Below are 20693 nucleotides of genomic sequence, written 5' to 3'. Positions count from 1 at the left end.
CATGGAATCTATGTCTTGAACCGTCATGTTTAGAAACTAAACAATATAAAATATACACTAAACTACCTTATCCATCAGATGCAATATTGGCACTTGGCGAAAAGTGACAATATTCACAAATTTCACTCATTTCTGCTGAACCTTTAATTGCGAATGAATACTCCATTCATTTCCATTCCTGCTTCAGGCTGGATATGCGCAGGAATACGTACCAGACAGTTGGCCTGCATCAGATTACTCAGCATATGCGATTGCTGCTTGGCAAGACTTTTTAGTTTGAGTTGGCCTTGTTCAAAATAGGCATGCATGCGTAAGAATCGCTCACGTGCATCCGACTTCAAATCATGGGTCAGTATTGCGCTAAACCATTCCAGAGATTGAGTCTGATTTTGTAAGGCATCGAATAGAACCTTGCCATACATTTGCATACACACATACACGGCTGCCGGATTACCGGGCAAACCGAGTATATAGCAGTGATGATTGGGAGCCGTATATTCAGCAAAAAATAAAGGCTTGCCTGGTTTTTGCTTGACCTTCCAGAACACCTGTTCAAAGCCTGCTTCAAAGGCACAAGGACGGACGAAATCATAGTCCCCCACAGAAACACCGCCTGTGGTAATAATCACATCATAATGCGGTTTGAGCTGTTCAAAGCATTGTGTCACCTGTTCTGCTTCATCCGCTATATGACGTATTTCTACCGCTAGCCCATAGTCTTGCAACCAGGCTTTTAACAGCGGACCATTGGCATCAAACACTTTGCCAGTCTGTAGATCATCGGGAGTTTCAGCAACTTCATCACCAGTAATCACCACGGCAACTTTGGGCTGTTTAAATACTTCAAGTGTTTTCACGCCTGCCATACTTAAAGCTGCCAAAGCACCGATATTAATGCGCTGACCAGGCTCCGCCAGTTGTTGTCCACACTGCACTTCCTCTCCGATAAAACGGATATCGGCCTGAGCCTTGATATGCTCAGTCAAACGGATCAGGTACTCGCTTTCAACATGTACAATTTCTTGCCGAGCGACATGGGTGGTTCCTTCAGGGATTTTCCCGCCAGTAAAAATACGAACGGCTTGTCCATCCCTAAGCTCTACATCAGACTCACTACCCGCTTTAATTTCGCCAATCACCGAGAAAGTCGCGTCTTGCAAGTTTTCACTCACGCTATGGATTGCATAGCCATCTACTGCACTTTGTGAGAAGCTCGGTAAATTCACCTCAGAAACAATAGCTTGAGCCAGATAACGATTGAGACACTCGCCCAAAGGCAAGGTCTCAGTGGCTAAGATTTTGGTTTGAGCTTGGATCAATGCGAATGCATCATCAATACTGATCAAGCCTTTTTCAGCACCACATCCAGACATTATTCATAACCTCCCGGATGTGGTAAGTCTCGGCAGACATCAAAAATATGTACCAATGCAGGTAAAATCGCTGCCATGGACTCACTGGCACCGCCGCGACTGCCCGGCAAAGTCACCACCAACGAACGATCAATAAACCCTGCAACACCACGTGACATCGCCGCATAAGGCGTGCGCTTCTGACCAAATGAACGTGCCGCTTCCATCAGACCATCCAGTTTTCTTTCCAGCAGCGGCTCAAGCGTATCCACCGTAATATCACGCTTGCCAATCCCTGTTCCACCAACCGTCATGATGCAGGCATAGGATTGGGTAAGTTCTAGAACCAGATCTTTTAACTGGTCAGATTCATCAGGCAGAATTTGATAATGAATCGGATCAAAGCCCGCTTCGGTCAAGGTCTCAACCACGGACTTACCAGCCGTATCCGGTTTACGTCCCGCAGCCACGGTATCTGAAAGCACAATCACAGCCGCAGAAACAGGCTGACGCAAGGTGCGTTTAAAATGAGATTTACCGCCCTTTTTCTTCAGTAACTTGCATTGATCCAGACACAACTCTTCAGGTTCACAATGCGGTTTTAGCATGTCATACAGGGTTAATCCGGCCAGACTGGCAGCCGTCAAAGCTTCCATCTCAACACCTGTCGGTCCGATGGTTTCAACTGTGGTTAAGATCACTACATGATCATCCTGCAGCTCATATTCCACATCAGCACGATAAATTGGTAAGGGATGACACAGCGGAATCAGCTCATCTGTGCGTTTCGCTGCCAAGATGCCCGCAATACGCGCGGTTTTTAAAGCATCGCCTTTTTCGGTATTTCCATCACGCAGTAACTGAATACAATGGGCGGGTGCATGTAAAATTGCTTGTGCTTCTGCTACACGGTAACTTTCGGGTTTCATCCCAACATTTTTCATTTTAACTTCCTGAGACTTTATTCGTGTGTATGCGCATGTGTGCAATTTTCTGAATGATGAACATGTTGATGCCGCTCAGCCTGAGACGTTGATTCAGCTGTATCTTTACGGATACAACAGCCTTCCACATAGTGACTGGTGCCATCCATGAAAAACTCTTCTTTCCAGATCGGAACCTCATGTTTGACCCGTTCTACAGCTTCTTCACAGGCCTGAAAAGCTTCACGGCGATGCGCGGCATAGGCAATGGCAATAATTGCAGTTTCGCTGACCTCTAGATAACCGATACGATGCATCACCCGCACATAAGAAACCTGATATTTGTCTTTGACTTGCTGTTCGATTTCACGAATCATCTTTTCAGCAACGGGCGTATATGAGGTATATTTCAAGGCCTTGACTGCTTTACCTTCATGATGGTTACGCACTGTGCCGATAAAAATATCAATCCCCCCACATTCAGGAAAGGAATGAATGGGATCAAAGCTGTCAAGGCTTAGCGCCTGATCCTGTACTCGGGCAAATTCACGCATATTTAGCCTCCTGCTACTGGCGACAACAGTACTAAAGTACAAGATCTATCTAATGCGGTTTGACGCGTCACAATATCTTCTCCTATTGCGCAGGCACATTTTTCCATGGCCTGATCAGCCTCAGGATAGAGCTTTACTATCCGGGTCAATACATCTTTGACACTTTGATTTTCTGCAAACTCGAATGCTAGCGCCTTGGGCAACAATCGTTCAATTGCGCCAAAAGCTTCAATTTTGATCTCAATGGTTTGCATATTTACTCCAGATCACATGCGGGTTTAACCGCCCAGCATATGCATACTGATTTTACGGGTGTGTTGCTGTTGTATGGCATGATATCCTTGGGCTTTATGCCAGATATATGGCTTAATCTGTTGGTCAAGCTGCTGCCATATAGACTGCTTTGGCTCATTATTCTGCTTAATTAAATCTTGTAAATAAGGCTTAATATTTAAGCCCTGTTGAGCAAACAGACAGTTATACAGTTCACCTTGAGCCGTTAAACGGATTCGATCGCAATCGCCACAAAATGAATGGCTAATGGTCGAAATAATACCAAGTGGATAATCGCCATCGAGTTGATAGATCCGTGCAGGCTCATGCTGCTGTGGTAAAAGCTGAACCTCATAATGTGGCTGGAGTTGCGCTAAAATTTCCGCTTCAGTGACCACCGTATCATTCGTCCAGTGCCGATCACCATCCAGTGGCATAAACTCGATAAAGCGCAATGGAATGTTCTGTTGTTTTGCCCACTGTACCATCGGCAAAATCTGGTCATCATTTTGACCTTTCATTAACACGCAATTGAGTTTAAATGGCAGCCGAACCTTTCTTGCGGCCTCTATACCATCGAGTACGGGTGCAAGTTCCTTTTTGGTCAGTTGCTTGAACTGGGCCGGATTCAGGCTATCCAGACTGATATTAAGATCGTCTAAACCCGCCTGTTTCAAAGCTTGTGCGTACTTCGCCAGATAATGGGCATTGGTGGTGATTGAAATCCGTTTTAAGCCGAACGCTCTTAGCCTTTGTAAATCAGCAATAAAATGCACCACGCCCTGACGCATTAACGGCTCGCCACCCGTGATACGAATATTCTCGATGCCTTGCCCGACCATATATTGGCAAAAGACGAATAAGGCTTCGAAACTGAGCAAATCCTGTTTTTTCATCCATTCAGGGTGCTCAGGCATACAATAAATGCACTTGAAATTGCAGCGATCGGTCACGGAAATCCGTAACTTACGCTTAATACGACCATACTGGTCCTGAAGAACCGGTAAAGTCGTTTCAAGTTTTTCATGTTTCATCATACGCACTCATTTGTAGATCTTTTAACTGGCCCAGCACAAGTTCTGTGCAGGCTTGTTGATGTATTGAATCAAAGTATTTTTTATTACAGCAATAATTATTCCAATCACATCCTGTGTTCAAGCTTGCTGCTGCTGATTCATACAAAGCAGCAACACATTCAATTTACGCATAAAAATATCTGATGTCTTGCATATTTTTGTTCAAAATTGCATGCACTATTTTCAAGCAATTTGCTCAACAGTGATTAAATTTGGTGCATCATTATAATAAAATCAATACCCTGATCGTCTAAAACGTTACTGGCTGCAAACGTACAGGTACATATTTATGGTAGGGCGTCTTGGATAACGGAAGGTCAAGACCTTTTATCTGAATTCAAAAAATCTATGGATAGCCGCATGACTTTGAGATGGTAAGCTTATAACAACTTAATATAAGACAATTTAAGTTACAATTATGATAACAAACCACGCATTAATATATTGAGGTTTATTATTTTTTATAAAAATTTAAAAAAGCCAAAACTCAATCTAGCATTATAGGAATAAAATTTTATTAAAATTCATACAATTACACTTTCACAAAAGTATTTTAATCTAAAATAAAAAGGGCTTTTCATGTTTATGTAAAAGCCCTTTTATATGAGACATATAATAACAAACTGACCTAAAAATGATTACTCAATCACAAAATACTCATCAATATATTAACTTCTTATGTTTTATCAACAGGTCTTTTTTCTCGTTATATAACTTCTCATTAATATCTTTTGATTGAAACATTTTGCTTCTTTTAATCATATATTCAGGTTTGTAATTTCCTTCCTGATCATAATTGGCAGGATTAAATTCAGGAAAATCATCATAATAGTCAGATACTTTTTGCATATTCATCTCCTTAGACTCAATACAGTTTATTAAAAATTAATATATTGAAGTATGTACTACAACAGAGCCATGCACTATATAAATCTTAAATACCCAAACATTCTATATGAGAAATGTAAGAAAAATTTACGATGTATTACAAACATTACTAATGTAAATTACGTTCTGCTTATGTTTGCTTATTGACAACTCAACTATTATAAATTTTTTATCGTTCTATAATAAAATAAAATGGTAATAAGAGATATTAAAATTGAACAATAGAACAGATAAAATAAGTTCAGCCTCAGATTATTTAACCTGTCTGAGAGATAAGCTTAGCTCGAATAATAATAAGCCATGCCTATTTCTGGATATAGATGGGACTTTATCGGATTTCCAATTAGATCCTAATGATTGCTATATTCCATCGAGTACTTTAGATATTATAAAAAAAATAATATTAGAACAAATTCCGGTGGTCGCAGTAACGGGACGGGATATTGAATCTGCACGTAAACTATTTGAAATGATTGATCTTCCGATTGCTGCATTACATGGCTTAGAAATATATCTAGGTAAAGAAAAACAATTAAAAACATCGAAGAATTTTTTAGAAATTTCTTATATTTACAACATATTAACTAAAGCATGTAGCTCTTATCCTGATTTACTGATTGAAAATAAGACCTCTTCAATCGCCTTACATTATAGAAAAGCGCCTGAACTGGAAAATATTGCAAAAAAAATAATATTGGAAACCCAGCAAGTATTTCCTCAGCTGAAATTAATTCAAGGCAAATTCGTTTATGAGTTAATTCCCGCACAAGCCAATAAAGGTCTGGCAATTAAGGAAGTTTTAGCGCACCTCAAGCAACAAGATGCTTATGCACCAATTTTTATTGGCGATGACGTTACGGATGAAGATGGCTTTTATGTTGTCAATCAGATTGAACAAGGCATTTCAATCAAAGTAGGCCAAGGATTGACCCATGCCAGATACCAACTTGAAGACACAAAACAAGTTCATGATTTTTTAGAATTATTTTTAGAGCATGTTCAAAACCATGACAACAATATCAACAACATTAAGGGCAACAACAACTTAGGTGGAGAGAAAATATGTCTAAATTAATTATTTTATCCAATCGTGTCAGTATTCCAAACGGGCAAAAGGCTTCGGCAGGTGGACTTGCTGTGGCAATACAAGATGCTTTAGATGATATTGGCGGTGTATGGCTTGGATGGAACGGAGAAAGAGTCGATACACCAGATGAGGTACAGTTTAATTTACTTCGTAAAGATGACGTTGAATATATCACCTGCCCTTTAACTGAGTCGCAATATTCAGATTATTATGCCGGATTTGCCAATAATACACTTTGGCCAGCCATGCATTATCGTTCTGACCTGATTGAATATAAATCATCGGAGTATGAAGGTTATCAGCAAGTTAATTTTTTATTCGCTCAAAAACTTGCAGAAATTGCAGAACCCGACGATACCATCTGGGTGCATGACTACCACTTCTTAAGCGTGGCAAAATATTGCCGTGAATTGGGTATGCAAAACAAGATTGGATTCTTCCTGCATATCCCTTTTGCTCCTTTATTTATCTGGCAAAAAATTCCGTGTGCACAGGCATTAATTGAAGACTTGTGCCAGTACGATGTGGTGGGTCTGCAAACCGAAAAAGATCAGAAAGTATGTATGCAAGTCTGCACATCCTTATTGAAAGCACAAAAAATTCAGCAGACTTTATTAAGCTATCATCAACGTTTGACCATGATTAAATGCTATCCGATTGGGGTCAATCCAACAGCCATCCAAAAAGCAGCCCAACAGTTTATCGATGTTCAGGATTTCATTACCCGTCCTGTGGAACTGAATGCCGCGAAAACCATTATTGGCGTCGACCGGATCGATTACTCAAAAGGTTTGCTGGAACGCTTCCTGTCCTATGCAGAATTTTTAGAGCAATATCCTGAATATCATCAACATATTCAACATTTGCAGATTGCTTGCCCGTGTCGTCTGGAAGTCCCTGCTTATCAACGTTTATTTGAGCGTTTTAAAATTAAGATCGAGATGATTAATCAGGAATTTGCCCAAGAAGACTGGCAACCGGTGGAATGTATCTATGATGCAATGAAACATCATCACTTGATGCAAATCTATCGTCAGGCCGATGTGTGCTGGATCAGTTCAATTCGTGACGGCATGAATCTGGTGGCAAAAGAATATATTGCGGCACAGAATCCGTCTAATCCAGGCGTGTTAATTTTGTCTAAATATGCAGGCGCCGCCGAACACATGTCAGAAGCCATTCTGGTAGACCCGACCGATAAAACGGCGATGGTCACTGCCTTAAAAACAGCGCTGGAAATGCCGCGACAAGAACGTATTTCACGCTACAAACAACTGATGAAAGGTTTAAAAGATTTTGATATTAATGACTGGCGCAATGCATTTCTTAGTGACTTACAGTACAAAACCGCTTTACAGGATTTCAGATTTATGGGAATGCGTAACGTTAATCCGATTTATCAAAATTTATAACCGCCATTTAGCAAGCAACTGGCAATATCCAGATATTGCCAGTTCAATTTTATCTGTATCTTATTTCACGTAAGTCCAACGATTTAATGCCACAATCAGCAATAATACGCCTGATAAAGCCATAAAAACCGTACTTAACCCGAACAGCTCAGCAATCATTCCAATCATAGCAGGCCCGACCAGTATGCCTGTATAGGCCAATGTTGACACACAAGACAGTGCGACTGCGCTTGTCATGACTGTCTGACGTCCGGCACGTGAAAACATGATCGGTACGATATTGGAACATCCTGCACCAACTAAAGTATAGCCCAGTAATACCAGCCACCAATGCGGTGCAATACTGACCAGCGCCAAACCCAAGGCGGCACAAATCGCGCTATAGCTGAGCAGTTTTTTCTCACCGAAATAGCGGATCAGAGTGTGTCCGGTAAAACGTCCTGTGGTCATGGCAATCGCAAAAAAGGTATAGGCCAATCCTGCAAAGGCAGCATTTACCCCATATTCATGGGTTAAATAAATCCCGCTCCAGTCCATTGCTGCGCCTTCCATCATAAAAATGATAAAGCAAGCCAACCCGATCAGCACAATCAAAGGTTGTGGCAAACGCTGGAGAAGCGACTTTTTAACGGTCGAGGATGCTTCTGGTACTGTATTTTCCACCGCTTTGATACTGAGTGGCGCTAAAAGAACGGCGATCAGTACCAACAGCAAGCTCACTGCCAGCGCACTCACCAGCGGTGAAACACCCAAGGCCAGTAATGCAGTAATGGTCAGTACGCCAGCCAATCCGCCCAGACTGGCCATCCCATGAAAGCCGGACATCAGCGATTTCAGGCTGTTCTTCTCGACCACCACAGCCTGGATATTAAGCGCAACACCCAAGCTTCCTGAGGCCGTGCCAAATAAGAATAAGGAGATGGCCATCATTAAAGGGGTACTGCATAAACTCAGGCTTGGCAGCAAAACGGCGAGCAACAATAAAGCGAAGCCAATCGGTACACGGCAGCCAATACGCTGGACGATTTTGCCCGTCGCAGGCATAGCCAGCATGCCACCTAAGCCACCGCATAACAACAACAAGCCGAAATCTGCATGATTAAAATGCAGACGCTGTTGCGCAAAAGGGATCAGCGGTGCCCAGGCAGCCGTAGCAAAACCCAAGCCGAAAAAGCTGAAGCGAGTTGAAAGACGTTGAGCACTTAATTGAATTTCAGGATCAACAAGGGCAGCTCTGGAAAAAAGGATCATTTAATACCATCCACACAAATTAACTCAGATCTTCCATCTCAGATAAATCTCCATAGAAAAACCCCTGTGGATCTATAGAGCAGTTCTATAAATTCACAGAGGCTTTTATGGCGAAATTATACACAAAATTACATGAAAAACATCTTTTTTTACAAATATAAAATTATTAAATTTCAAATACTTAATTTCACATTTACAATAAAATTAAGCTGCTTATTTCTAAGGCTTTTTTGATTTTCCTACACATATTCAATCATAAATCGAAGCATATTCATGGCTTAATTAGCATGTATATAAAATTGCGAAGCATGTTGTTTGTATAAGAAAAGTTTCAGATCAACCTTACAAAGCTTCATTTTTCTAAAAGATAAAAAGCTGCCGCTGAAAAGCAAAAACCCCTGCCAGCGCAGAGGTTTTATTTGTTTATTTTAACCACACCCATTTAGATTTTGGCATGGGTGCCATATTTATCAATCATGATTGAACTGGCTTCATTCAGTCCGCGGACGGTGACATCAACGCCATTTTTCTGGAATTTACTCACTACAGTATCCAGCATTGCCACTGAAGTCACATCCCAGATATGCGAATGGGTTAAATCGATAACCACCTCTTTTACCCCTTCTTTAAAGTCAAAACATTGCAAGAACTTTTCGGATGAACTAAAAAAGATTTGTCCATGCAGTACATATAAACGTGCCGGACCTTCAAATGAGGTCTTCACATGAATATCATTTTCCAGTTTATTGGCTAAGAACAATGCCGATAGCAGCACACCGGTTAATACCCCTAAAGCCAGATTATGTGTGGCCACCACCACGGCAACTGTTGCGATCATCACCACATTACTACTCTTTGGATTGGAACTGAACTGGGTAATCGACTTCCATTCAAAGGTACTGATCGAAACCATGATCATCACAGCCACCAAAGCCGCCATAGGAATGACTTTGAGCCAGTCACTCAGAAACACCACCAGAATGAGTAAAAACACACCCGCACAAAAGGTCGATAATCTGGTCAGTCCACCTGATTTTACATTAATCATGGATTGACCAATCATGGCACAACCGGCCATGCCGCCCATGAAGCCCGAGGCGATATTGGCAATACCCTGCCCTTTACACTCTTGAAACTTGTCGCTGGGCGTATCGGTCATTTCATCGACAATCGTGGCGGTCATCATCGATTCCAGCAGGCCGACTACCGCCATGGGAATGGAATAAGGCAGGATGATCAACAATGTTTCAAGGTTTAAAGGAATATCAGGTAACAAAAACACCGGCAGCGTATCTGGTAATGCGCCCATATCGCCAACTGTTCTGAGATCCAGCCCCGTAGACATTGCTATCAGGGTAATGATGATAATGCACACCAATGGTGATGGCAGCAGCTTTCCGAGCTTCGGAATCAGGGGAAATAAATAGATAATGGCCAAACCGAGGGCAACAAAAGCATATACATGCCATGTCACATGCATCAGTTCCGGTAACTGGGCCATAAAAATCAGAATGGCTAAGGCGTTGACGAAACCGATAACCACAGATTTCGAAACGAAGCGCATCAACTTGGCCAGTTTGAGATATCCGGCAATAATCTGGAATACACCTGTTAGAATGGTGGCTGCCAGTAAATACTGCAGTCCGTGTTCCTTGACCAACGTGACCATCAATAAAGCCATGGCACCTGTTGCAGCAGAAATCATGGCTGGACGACCGCCGACAAATGAAATCACCACCGCAATACAGAAAGAAGCATACAGGCCAATTTTTGGATCGACACCCGCAATAATGGAAAATGCAATCGCTTCTGGAATAAGTGCCAGACCGACCACAAGCCCGGACAAAATATCCCCGCGAATATTGGAGAACCACTGTTCCCGAACATTGGATAACATAGAAATAGCCTATTGATATATTTTTAAATAAAGGCCAGTGATGTGATATATACATGCACACGACTACACCACATCACTAGTCAAAGTGATGAGTTAATTTTCAAGCAAGAGAAATCAACTAGGGTGGCGTAAGCTGCATAAGATGAATGAACAGATCAGAATGAATTGTGGCGCTAGCCTAACATAGGGATAACATGATGTCTAACCGTATCTTCACGTCCTTAAATGGCCACCTCCTGTCTATTTAAGCAAAAAAATACCGCCTATAAAGACGGTACGCTGCAGTCCAGCGATTGCAGAAGTATGAGGGGTTCGGAGCCTCATACTTCTTTAGCACAACTTGTTTAACTCATTGAATGTTGTTTGAATTCTTCACTTTTAAAATAGGAGACCAATTCGTCATAGCAATCCTCTGGCTGCGGACGAACCGGTTTCTGAATTTCATAATGAACCGTAAATTCAGGTGGAATATTTTCCAGAATTGGAGGAAGCTTTTTCTTACCGCCAATGGTGATTCTTTCAATAAAACCTGCTAACCATAAAATGAATTCATCCCGATGTTGATGATGTGGCACCAGGCTAACATCAATATTCAGGGCATCTTCACGTAGCGGCTTTTGGAAACCTTCCTGAAAATCGATATACTGGTACAGCAATTTCATTTCTGTCCCCTTGATTTCCTCGCGCACTTCTTTAATTAAAAAATTTAAATACTCAACAGGTTTTTGCGTAAATTTTTTTTCATCTTTAAACTTGTTATACACTTTTTCCGCTATACGCAAATATTGTGGCATTTGTTATCTCCTCCATATTTTCTACACAGGGTAAATTATGGAGATATCCTAGTTATCATTTGTAATGATTGTTTAGTTTTATTTTTACTATGTAACTGTAATGTATAAGGAAAATCCTGAGCGGCCGACTCAGGATTCGGCTAGAACCGCACTTTAAACAGTGACTCTTTTAACACTTTTGAATCTTTATGATATCGGTTAGGTTATTTCCGCTTTCCTGTTCTTTATGTTGATAAACAATTTGTAATATTTGCTGACTTTCTAAATTTTTTAGAAAATGAAGAATATTTTGCATCTCATCGATGCCATAGCCGTATCCGATGAATAAAAACTCACCTATACCCAGTCGGGTTATACTCTGTTCAAGCTTTTGTATATTATTCATTGTCCTCTCCAACCCATAAACCAGCGCTGTGTATATAATAGAACAAAGAGATCAATTAAAAATATGGCTTATACATTTTATTAACAACTCATATTCAAGTATAATTAATAATACATGTAACTTTACAAAAAAACATTTTTAAATAATTCGATCTAATAATTCTTATGTTTATTTAAATCGGCTATAGGGAAGCCTCAACAAAACTACAATAATGATTTTAATTTTTTATAAATATAATTTATATTCGTAAAGCCAAGTTAATAATAAATACGTTTATTAAAACCCAGTTACTGCTACTGTTGAAGTACATGCAACAGCTGCTCTAAAATCAGCAAAAATTTTAGCAAACGATAAGCCAAAGCAATCCCGCTCCTATCAGGGTGAAACAACTAGTGAAGCGTATACTTATAGAGATGAGACAACCAAGCTAATTCTCGCTCAATGCTGAGTAGCACCTAACAAAGAATTTGCCGGAACAACTTTGAAGTTACATGTGATAATAGTGTTAACAATTTAACAAATAAATTTAGTTAAATCTTACATTTATTCAGGTTTACTAGAGATAATGCTGATGACTTGAAGAATAAGCTCCAATGACATATCAAAATGAAATACAGACTTTAACCCATCTTGCTACCACCTTTCGCGAAGCGTTGGATCACGTAACCAATGGTTTTATTACTGGTGCATTTAGTAAATTTCCCAAGGAATGTGGTTCAGATGCTTGTGAGCTGTTGCAGTATTATTTACTTAATGTACATTATATCAAGTCTGATTATCGGGTGGGAAAAGTTCAGATTTCTTCACGCACACCAGAAATCGCGCACTGTTATCTGGTGGTCAATGGGGTCATTCTGGATATTACCGCCGATCAGTTTCATAAAGAATGGTTCCCTAAAGTCATCGTTAGTGAAAGTGCGCAGTATCCTTTAACCCCTTATTTTAAATATGTTCGCAGTAAATCAGGACAAGATTTGATTCCATTAAATCCTTACTTACAGTCTATTTATGACCAAGTGGTAAAATATCTGGAAAGAAAATAGCTTTAACTTTCAAATAAGCGATTCGAGTATAAAACGATATGATCGTTATTTTATACTCGAATATTCCTCAACTTATTCAAAGCCCGATTAAAAAAATATCAGCGCTAGGCTAAGAGCAAACTATTTCACTTTGCTGATCCGGCAAAGACATCATTTGTAAATGCTCAAAAAATTGATGCATATTGCTTGCCCATTTGTTTGTATCAAGATCGGCAATAAGGTAAGTGTGCATGTCTTCAAGCAAATCTATAGCGTGAATGTGCACCCGCTGGGCAAAATGCGATTGCTGTACATAACTGATCGGTAGAATCGCAAGTCCCACATCCAGACTGACACAACTAACAATGCCATCCAGACTTCCCATTTCAATGATGTTGACTGCCGGAAGATGGTATGAAGACAGAAATAAATCGATTGCTTTGCGATAGCTGCAACCTTGCTTAAAGGCAATAAATTTCTTTTGCAGCAGATATTCTTTGGAAAGTTGTGGGGGTGCTTTTTTTGAAGAAATTAACACCAGCTTCTCGGTCCAGACATGAAAATTAAACATGCCTTCAATCGGGGCATGATTGGCAACAAATGCACAATCCAGTTTTGAAGCTTTCACCAAATCAATCAGTTCCCTGCTGGGTGCAGTTGATAAGGCAAAAGGGAAATCAGGCGTAGATTCTTGTAAGTCCCGAAATAAGGCTGGAAGCCTGACCGCCGCCGTTGTCTCCATACTGCCAATCTCTAAAGGGAAATTGGCAGCAAGCTGATGATGAGCAAATGTCTCCAGCAGCTCTTTTTGTAAGTGGAGTATTTTTTCTGCATAGCCATATAACTGCATACCCGCTCGGGTGGGCTGCACCGGATTTTGCCGATGTAACAACTCAACCTTCAGTTCTGTTTCCAGTTTTTTGATATGGCTGGTGACGTTGGACTGCACCGTATGCAGGGCCTTCGCCGCTTCAGAAAAGCTACCTAGCTTTACCACCCACATAAATATTTCTAAAGACTTAATCTGCATCGCTATCACTATTAAAGATAGTTGGTATCAATTCAAATCATTTTACATGATTAACTTCTGTTGTTTAAATCTTATTGAATTTTTCAGGATCTAGAGAAGATAAAGCATGAACGCTTCTAAACTTGTATTTTTAATCTGTATTTTAAGCGGTTTGAGCTATGGGCTGTTTTTAGTGGACACCAAAGTGTTTGGCAAAGCACGGTCCTTAGATCACCTCAACTCTCGTGATTAAATTGTGGTATTGAAAAAATGAGCAGGATGAATACAGTAATCTCCAAGCAAGGCCCGCTTAAATCAGCATTCAGTGCAGCACTGGTAATGGCGATTGGCATGGGTTTTGGCCGCTTTGCATTTACGGCAGTCTATCCATATATGATTACGGAAGGCATCTTGAGTTTACATAGTGCCAGTATCGCGGCATCGGCCAATTATGCAGGCTATTTATTCGGGGCTTTATTCGCAATTAAGATTGAGTCACAGCATAGCTATGCCACCTCAGTATTTGCCACTATAGGTACGACACTTTGCCTCATCCTGCTTGCTTATCTGGATTCAGCTTCGGTGATTATTTTTATTCGTGGTCTTGCCGGTGTATTGAGTGCCTTCGCCATGGTTTCAGCCTCGTTATGGCTGTTAGAACAACAGAAACAAAGCCATCAAGCCCCTATTTTATATGCTGGTGTAGGGCTTGGGATTGCCTTGTCCGCTGAACTTTTGGTTTTTGGTACACAACTGGGTTGGCAGAGTAAAAGCTTATGGTTATTTCTTGGCGCATCGAGTTTGATACTGGGTTTCGTTGCTATTGCAGGGTTATCCCGAGCTCAGCCCCAATCAGCTTTCGAATCGAGTCTATCTCATAGCTATGCTAAAACACCCAAAGCTATATCATTGATTATGATCTATGCCTTGGCAGGCTTTGGCTACATTATCACGGCGACCTATTTACCCTTGCTGGTCAGACAGGCTTTACCAAATATTGAGGCGGCGCACATCTGGGCAATCTTCGGCTTGGGTGCGATTCCTTCCTGTTTTTTCTGGCATTATCTCCATGACAGACTGGGGACACGAGTCGCTTTATCTTCTAATCTGGGATTACAAGCCATCGGTGTAGTATTACCCATCATTATCCCCACTGCTTTGGGTTATCTATTAAGTGCATTACTGGTAGGTGGAACTTTTATGGGAACGGTGACCATTGCCATGCCGGTGGCACAGCGAATCACGTGTCAAAGCCAAAGTAATTTAATTGCCATCATGACCGTGGTGTATGGCCTCGGTCAGATCATTGGGCCAATCACGGCAAATACCCTATTCACCATCTACCATACGCTCAACAGTTCACTCATCACCGCAGCGACTGCATTATTGATTGCAACCCTAATGAGCCTTAAATCAACTAAGACGATTCATTAAGCTGAAAACAGAGGATTTAAAAAACCTTCATCTGCTTGTATTGTTGTAGCTCATCCAAGGAGTTAATGCTATGACAAAACAGGCTCTGCTTCTGAAATGCCACCGTCTGCGCCTCCAGTTGTTGGAAACAAGGTCGCAAGCTCAATTTATTCTCAGTGATTGCTTGTTCCAGCACAGGTAGACTGTCACGCTTTAGCAAACAAAATGGATATAACCCATCTCCATTGATTGTGACATAGGCCACCTGTGCTTGAGGAGTCTTGTGCAAAGCTCGATGCAATTTGGCTAAAACCTGATTGGGAATATAAGTCACATCACAGGGGATAAATAATACATGGTCAACTTTAACATGCGACCATGCGCTTTTCATGCCCATTAATGGACCTAAAAAACCGGCTTGATCATCCGCATAACATTGAATATCAGCTGCAATTTGCTGGTAAATCGAACGGTCACGATGGCTATTCACCCAGACCTGCTGGACCTGATGCTTAAAGTGCTCAGAAATTTTTAACAGTTGAATCTGATCATCAAACTGTTGCAACAGCTTGTTCACGCCATTCATTCGACGCGCTTGCCCTCCCGCCAAGATCACCAGATCTGTAGCGGGATATTCGATATTCATGCTTCTGCCTCCAGTTGACAGGTTTTAATCAAGCCGCGTATCTCAGGTAAACAAGAACCACAATTTCCACCCGCTTTTAAACAGGCCGTGACTTGTTTTTCATGGGTGATATTTTGCGTTTTAATGGCTTCGATAATCTTATTTTTACCCACTTTAAAGCAACTACAAACCAGTGGTCCATCATTATTTGCAGCAGACATCGGCATACCCGCCAGCAACGCTTTACGATGTAAGGCACTTAATCGTTCACGTTTGAAAAGACTCGCCACCCAATCCCGATTTGGCAATAGCTCCGCCGGTGCAATATATAAACTGGCAATCAGGATACCGTCTTTTAAAATCACACTATGACTGAGTTGCGATGAAATATCCTCCAGACTTAACCATTCATAGTTTTCATCGACAAAAGGCAATAAGCTTTTTAGATTTTTTTGGGTCTTATCAAGACTGTGACGATCGGCAAGTTCATAACGCATTGCTTTTGCCGTTTTGATCTTGGTCCACCATGCACAACGTTGTAAAGATGCTTTAATCTGATGTTCAAAGCCTTCCCTTACATAGAGCACCCCTTGCCAAGTGGTATGGAAGGGCTGAATCGCCACAGGCGTATGTTTAAACTCTGGCTCACCTGAAATCGCATCCACCACTGGATTGACCACTTTACCAATCCGCGCATCCGAAGCGACTTGCTCAGTCCAGTGAATCGGCGCAAAGATTTGACCACGGCGTACGCCCTGTGCCAAGGTCACCCGCAGTACGCAACGGCCCCATTGCGAGCGAACTTCAACCAAAGCTTTATCACGGATACCAAATTTTAATGCATCATTCGGATGAATCTCACAAAATGGTTCAGCACGATGCGTGGTAAGGTTTGCGGATAAACCGGTACGGGTCATGGTATGCCATTGGTCACGAATCCGTCCCGTGTTCAACACCAATGGATAATCTTCGGAGATGGCATGCACTGGATCGATGGCAACAGTTGGAATCAGTTTGGCTTTTTGGTTTTTATGGCTAAAACTGCCCCGATCAAATAACTGCTCCACCGCGATGCTTTGACCTTTCTCCCACACAGGCCATTGGGTTGGACGTAAATGGTTATATTCATCCAGACTTAAATTCATTAACCCTTTTAAATTGAAATAACGGAAATTTTCAACTTGGTCACGTTGATCAACACTGGCATTTTGATAGGCCGATAAAGCTGCGTGTTCATTAAAAATGTCACAGGCATTACTAAACTCAAAACCCGTAAAACCGAGTTTTTTTGCAACTTCGGCAACCGCCCACCAATCCGCTTTGGCTTGCTTGGGCGGATTTAAAAAGGCACGTTGCCGCGAAATACGGCGCTCAGAATTGGTGACTGTGCCATCTTTCTCCCCCCAACCCAACGCAGGTAACAACACATCGGCATAGGCTGTGGTATCGGTATCTGCACAAATATCAGAGACCACCACAAACTCACATTTTTCCAATGCACGTTTGACTTGGTCGGCATCGGGTAAGCTCACCACTGGATTGGTCGCCATAATCCAGATGGCTTTGATTTTGCCACTCTCTACCGCTTGAAATAGATCCACTGCTTTTAAGCCCGCTTGTTTGGCTATCACAGGACTGTTCCAGAAGCTTTGCACCAGATGTTGATGTGACGGATTATCCAGATCCAGATGTGCTGCCAGCATATTGGCCAATCCCCCCACCTCACGACCGCCCATGGCATTGGGTTGACCGGTCATGGAAAATGGCGCTGCACCTAATTTACCAATTTTTCCAGTGAGTAAATGACAGTTGATAATACTATTGGCTTTATTCACGCCTTGAGAGGACTGATTGACCCCCATCGAAAACAGGGTGATCACCTTTTCGGTTTGCGCAAACTTATCAAAAAACAGCTGTAATTTTTCTGCAGAAATTCCGGTACGTTTCACCAAAGCATTAACATCTTGCTCGCTTCCACTCGCTGCTAATAAAGCCTCTAGCCCCTCAGTGTAAGTCTCTACAAAATGATAGTCGGTGTAATCATGATGATAAAGATGCTGCAACAGGCCATTAAATAGGGCCACATCCTGACCAGGTAATATCGGTAAATGTAAATCCGCTTGCTCGCAAGTGCTGGTAAAACGGGGATCGACCACCACCACAAATAAATCCGGATTGTTGCTCTTGGCTTGCATGATACGTTGATACAAGACAGGATGACACCAGGCGGTATTGGAACCAACCAGCACTACCATATCGGTATGTTCAAAATCTTCATAACTGGCAGGGACAATATCTTCACCGAAGGCACGTTTATGCGCTGCAACTGCAGACGACATACATAGGCGTGAATTGGTATCAATATTGGCTGTGCCCAAATAGCCTTTTACAAACTTATTCACCACATAATAGTCTTCAGTCAGCAACTGTCCTGAGACATAAAATGCAACGCTGTCTACTCCATACTGATCAATACAAGCTTGAAACTGGTCTGCAATTTTCTCGATGGCCTGATCCCATGTCGTCACTTGACGATGGTTTTTACGGCCAAACATCGGATGCAAGACACGGGTTTCCAAGCCTAATGTATCTGCCAGATTACTGCCTTTAATGCAGAGCCGTCCAAAGTTGGAAGGATGATCCAGACTTCCTGCAACTTGTACTGTTGTGCCATGCGTTTTATGTTGGACACTGACTTCCACACCACAACCCACGCCACAATAGGGACATGTTGTTTTTGTTATGATTGTTTCTGCTTGATCGGAGCGACTGTGTTCTAAATTTTGAATACTGTTCATGACTGCCCCTTTTACCTAGTTAATCCGCTGAACTTTACACTCAACTAAAAAATCATTCTGAGTTCTTCTCCAGTTTCAGCTTAGGGATAAACTTTCTAAAACTAGATTTTTCTCATCACACACTATCGTGACAGGCGGCATGGATGCCGCCTTGTTGAGCTGCGGTAACAAGGATGTACCGTCAGCTCAACAAAGGATTTTTGTTACTTTTCATCCTTGAAAAGTAAGGCAATGCCTTTATAGAAAACATCTGCTTATACATCACAGATGCGGCAGTGCCATTTATCCTTAATCTATCTCGAAAGATCAGCGTTCACCCTGCCTTTTTCATTGCAAAATCCTTACCAAATAACAGCTTATTTCTAAAGGTAGAAACAGGTGTTTGATCTGCAATCAACTCGGCATACCACATGCCATCTTCTGTATCACCAAACAGAACCGCACCAATCACTTTGTCTTTCTGGATAATGATGCGTTTATAAATTTGACGTTTATCGTCATTCAGAATGATGTCTTCATAATCTTCTTTCGGCTCAAAGTTCCCGGCAGAGAACACATCGACACCGCTGACTTTTAACTGTGTTGGTACAGTCGGTGATTTAAAGGTTAAGCTGCCATGTTCAGCCAGATGCGTTGCACAAATAAAGGCTTGTCCCCATAGCGGTTCAACTAGACCAAAGGTTTGATTACGATGCTCGATACATTCGCCCACGGCATAAATACTTGGATCAAAGGTTTGCATGGTGTCATTCACCAAGATGCCTCGGTTACAACGCAGTCCTGCACGTTGAGCCAATGCAATATTCGGGCGAATCCCCACCGCAAAAATCACTAAATCGGCATCCAATACCGTTCCATCTTTAAGTCGGACCTGACGGACATGATCCTCTTCACCAAGCAATGCTTCGGTATTGGCCTCAGTAATGATATTAATGCCCTTTTGCTCAATACTCTGACGTAACATACGGCTAGCACGTCCATCCAACTGACGCTCCATGATGCGATCCATCAGGTGCAGAACGGTCACATTCATGCCACGTTGTTTCAAGCCATATGCCGCTTCCAGACCCAATAAACCTCCACCAATCACCACGGCATTCTTCTTGCTTTCGCAATATTTGATCATGGTATTAACGTCATAAATATCACGAAAGCTGATCACACCTTTTAGATCTACACCTTGCACAGGTGGAATAAACGGCGATGAACCTGTGGCAATGATCAGACGGTCATAATCAACACTTTCACCTTTCTCGGTATGTACCACTTTGCGAGTACGATCAATCTTGATTGCAGGATCATCGGCAATGAATTGAATCCCTTTGTCGCTGTACCATGCATGTGGATGCAGCATGATGTCGTCAATAGTTTTTTCACCGGAAAGTACAGGCGACAACATAATACGGTTGTAATTGCCCCAAGGTTCCTCACCAATCACCGTGACGTCATAACGCTCTGGTGCCATATCTAATAAGTCTTCCAGACAACGCATCCCCGCCAGACCATTACCAATTAACACCAGTTTCAGCTTTTCTTGAGCAACACCATTGTTGGTAATATAGGTTTTTTGCGGAACAGACCCGACCCACACCCGACCATTTTCAATTTTGGTTGGGAAAACCAACAGCTTTTGATCTTTATCTTCCAGACAACGCCCCGTCGCTAAACTGAAATGTTGCTTATAAATCGGCGATGCAATCACGCGTTCACCTTGTAAATCGCCAATGATGCCGCGACACATTACATTGGCTTGGCTGAATGGATCTTTATTGCTAAGCGCATAAATGCGCTTTTCGTGACCGACACGAAACAGCGCCACCGATTGACCTTCAATCAATGCGCCGACACCTGTATTTGGTGTGATGTCATCTAGCGCGCAGACCTCAACCCATTGATTTTCTGGCAGCATATTGATGTTTTTTAAACTGGTCATT

At 41.9% G+C, this 20693-nt stretch carries 18 protein-coding genes; 4 read left to right on the top strand and 14 right to left on the bottom strand.

Annotated features, from left to right (window positions below; all coding sequences use genetic code 11):
* Window positions 1-143: 143 nt before the first annotated feature.
* From ACINWC323_RS01860 to ACINWC323_RS01885, 6 genes are all read right to left on the bottom strand, one after another.
* Complete coding sequence (locus tag ACINWC323_RS01860; protein ID WP_009515429.1) at window positions 144-1373, bottom strand: molybdopterin molybdotransferase MoeA; 1230 nt, start codon at window positions 1371-1373, stop codon at window positions 144-146.
* Window positions 1373-2296: a bifunctional molybdenum cofactor biosynthesis protein MoaC/MoaB gene (moaCB, locus tag ACINWC323_RS01865; protein WP_009515572.1), complete on the bottom strand. Its 924-nt coding sequence runs from the start codon at window positions 2294-2296 to the stop codon at window positions 1373-1375. Before moaCB ends, ACINWC323_RS01860 begins: the two co-directional genes overlap by 1 nt.
* Before the next feature lie 17 nt (window positions 2297-2313).
* On the bottom strand, window positions 2314-2829 hold the full coding sequence (locus tag ACINWC323_RS01870) for a molybdenum cofactor biosynthesis protein MoaE (protein ID WP_009515425.1): 516 nt from the start codon (window positions 2827-2829) through the stop codon (window positions 2314-2316).
* A gap of 2 nt (window positions 2830-2831) precedes the next feature.
* Window positions 2832-3083: a MoaD/ThiS family protein gene (locus ACINWC323_RS01875; RefSeq protein ID WP_009515545.1), complete on the bottom strand. Its 252-nt coding sequence runs from the start codon at window positions 3081-3083 to the stop codon at window positions 2832-2834.
* A gap of 24 nt (window positions 3084-3107) precedes the next feature.
* The gene (gene moaA, locus ACINWC323_RS01880; protein ID WP_032881735.1) at window positions 3108-4136 is read right to left on the bottom strand and encodes a GTP 3',8-cyclase MoaA; all 1029 of its coding nucleotides are present in this window, start codon (window positions 4134-4136) and stop codon (window positions 3108-3110) included.
* A gap of 702 nt (window positions 4137-4838) precedes the next feature.
* The gene (locus ACINWC323_RS01885) at window positions 4839-5027 is read right to left on the bottom strand and encodes a hypothetical protein (RefSeq protein ID WP_009515485.1); all 189 of its coding nucleotides are present in this window, start codon (window positions 5025-5027) and stop codon (window positions 4839-4841) included.
* A gap of 253 nt (window positions 5028-5280) precedes the next feature.
* On the opposite strand from ACINWC323_RS01885, the gene otsB reads away from it, so the two are divergent.
* Window positions 5281-6141 carry a trehalose-phosphatase gene (otsB, locus tag ACINWC323_RS01890; RefSeq protein WP_009515659.1) on the top strand — a complete coding sequence of 287 codons (861 nt, stop codon included), beginning with the start codon at window positions 5281-5283 and terminating at the stop codon, window positions 6139-6141.
* Window positions 6129-7565 carry a trehalose-6-phosphate synthase gene (locus tag ACINWC323_RS01895; RefSeq protein ID WP_009515493.1) on the top strand — a complete coding sequence of 479 codons (1437 nt, stop codon included), beginning with the start codon at window positions 6129-6131 and terminating at the stop codon, window positions 7563-7565. Before otsB ends, ACINWC323_RS01895 begins: the two co-directional genes overlap by 13 nt.
* 60 nt (window positions 7566-7625) lie before the next feature.
* On the opposite strand, the gene ACINWC323_RS01900 is transcribed toward ACINWC323_RS01895, so the two are convergent.
* The 4 genes from ACINWC323_RS01900 to ACINWC323_RS01915 form a co-directional block, all read right to left on the bottom strand.
* Complete coding sequence (locus ACINWC323_RS01900; protein ID WP_009515630.1) at window positions 7626-8816, bottom strand: MFS transporter; 1191 nt, start codon at window positions 8814-8816, stop codon at window positions 7626-7628.
* A 442-nt stretch (window positions 8817-9258) separates the two neighbouring features.
* Window positions 9259-10713, bottom strand: a complete 1455-nt coding sequence (locus ACINWC323_RS01905; RefSeq protein ID WP_009515523.1) for a SulP family inorganic anion transporter — start codon at window positions 10711-10713, stop codon at window positions 9259-9261.
* A gap of 344 nt (window positions 10714-11057) precedes the next feature.
* Complete coding sequence (locus tag ACINWC323_RS01910) at window positions 11058-11507, bottom strand: hypothetical protein (protein ID WP_005230167.1); 450 nt, start codon at window positions 11505-11507, stop codon at window positions 11058-11060.
* 169 nt (window positions 11508-11676) lie between these two features.
* Window positions 11677-11892 carry a hypothetical protein gene (locus ACINWC323_RS01915; RefSeq protein WP_005285532.1) on the bottom strand — a complete coding sequence of 72 codons (216 nt, stop codon included), beginning with the start codon at window positions 11890-11892 and terminating at the stop codon, window positions 11677-11679.
* A gap of 593 nt (window positions 11893-12485) precedes the next feature.
* Here ACINWC323_RS01915 and ACINWC323_RS01920 point away from each other — a divergent pair.
* Window positions 12486-12935 carry a hypothetical protein gene (locus ACINWC323_RS01920; protein WP_009515567.1) on the top strand — a complete coding sequence of 150 codons (450 nt, stop codon included), beginning with the start codon at window positions 12486-12488 and terminating at the stop codon, window positions 12933-12935.
* A gap of 109 nt (window positions 12936-13044) precedes the next feature.
* Here the strand turns inward: ACINWC323_RS01920 and ACINWC323_RS01925 are convergent, their stop codons facing one another.
* A complete protein-coding gene (locus tag ACINWC323_RS01925; protein ID WP_009515463.1) occupies window positions 13045-13944 on the bottom strand; it encodes a LysR family transcriptional regulator in 900 nt (299 codons plus the stop codon).
* Between the two features lie 258 nt (window positions 13945-14202).
* On the opposite strand from ACINWC323_RS01925, the gene ACINWC323_RS01930 reads away from it, so the two are divergent.
* Window positions 14203-15357, top strand: a complete 1155-nt coding sequence (locus ACINWC323_RS01930; protein ID WP_009515612.1) for a YbfB/YjiJ family MFS transporter — start codon at window positions 14203-14205, stop codon at window positions 15355-15357.
* Window positions 15358-15373: 16 nt separating this feature from the next.
* Here the strand turns inward: ACINWC323_RS01930 and ACINWC323_RS01935 are convergent, their stop codons facing one another.
* The 3 genes from ACINWC323_RS01935 to nirD all read right to left on the bottom strand — a co-directional run bounded on the left by ACINWC323_RS01935 (window position 15374) and on the right by nirD (window position 20692).
* A complete protein-coding gene (locus tag ACINWC323_RS01935; protein WP_009515433.1) occupies window positions 15374-15982 on the bottom strand; it encodes an NTP transferase domain-containing protein in 609 nt (202 codons plus the stop codon).
* A complete protein-coding gene (locus tag ACINWC323_RS01940) occupies window positions 15979-18759 on the bottom strand; it encodes a nitrate reductase (protein ID WP_009515457.1) in 2781 nt (926 codons plus the stop codon). The genes ACINWC323_RS01935 and ACINWC323_RS01940 overlap by 4 nt, the downstream gene beginning before the upstream one ends.
* A 313-nt stretch (window positions 18760-19072) precedes the next feature.
* A complete protein-coding gene (nirD, locus tag ACINWC323_RS01945; protein WP_009515436.1) occupies window positions 19073-20692 on the bottom strand; it encodes a nitrite reductase small subunit NirD in 1620 nt (539 codons plus the stop codon).
* Window position 20693 lies beyond the last annotated feature (1 nt).

The organism is Acinetobacter sp. WC-323 (assembly GCF_000314615.1).
GTDB lineage: Bacteria > Pseudomonadota > Gammaproteobacteria > Pseudomonadales > Moraxellaceae > Acinetobacter > Acinetobacter courvalinii.
The sequence above is the reverse complement of the archived record's forward strand: the minus strand, read 5'-3'. Positions and strand labels throughout refer to the sequence as shown.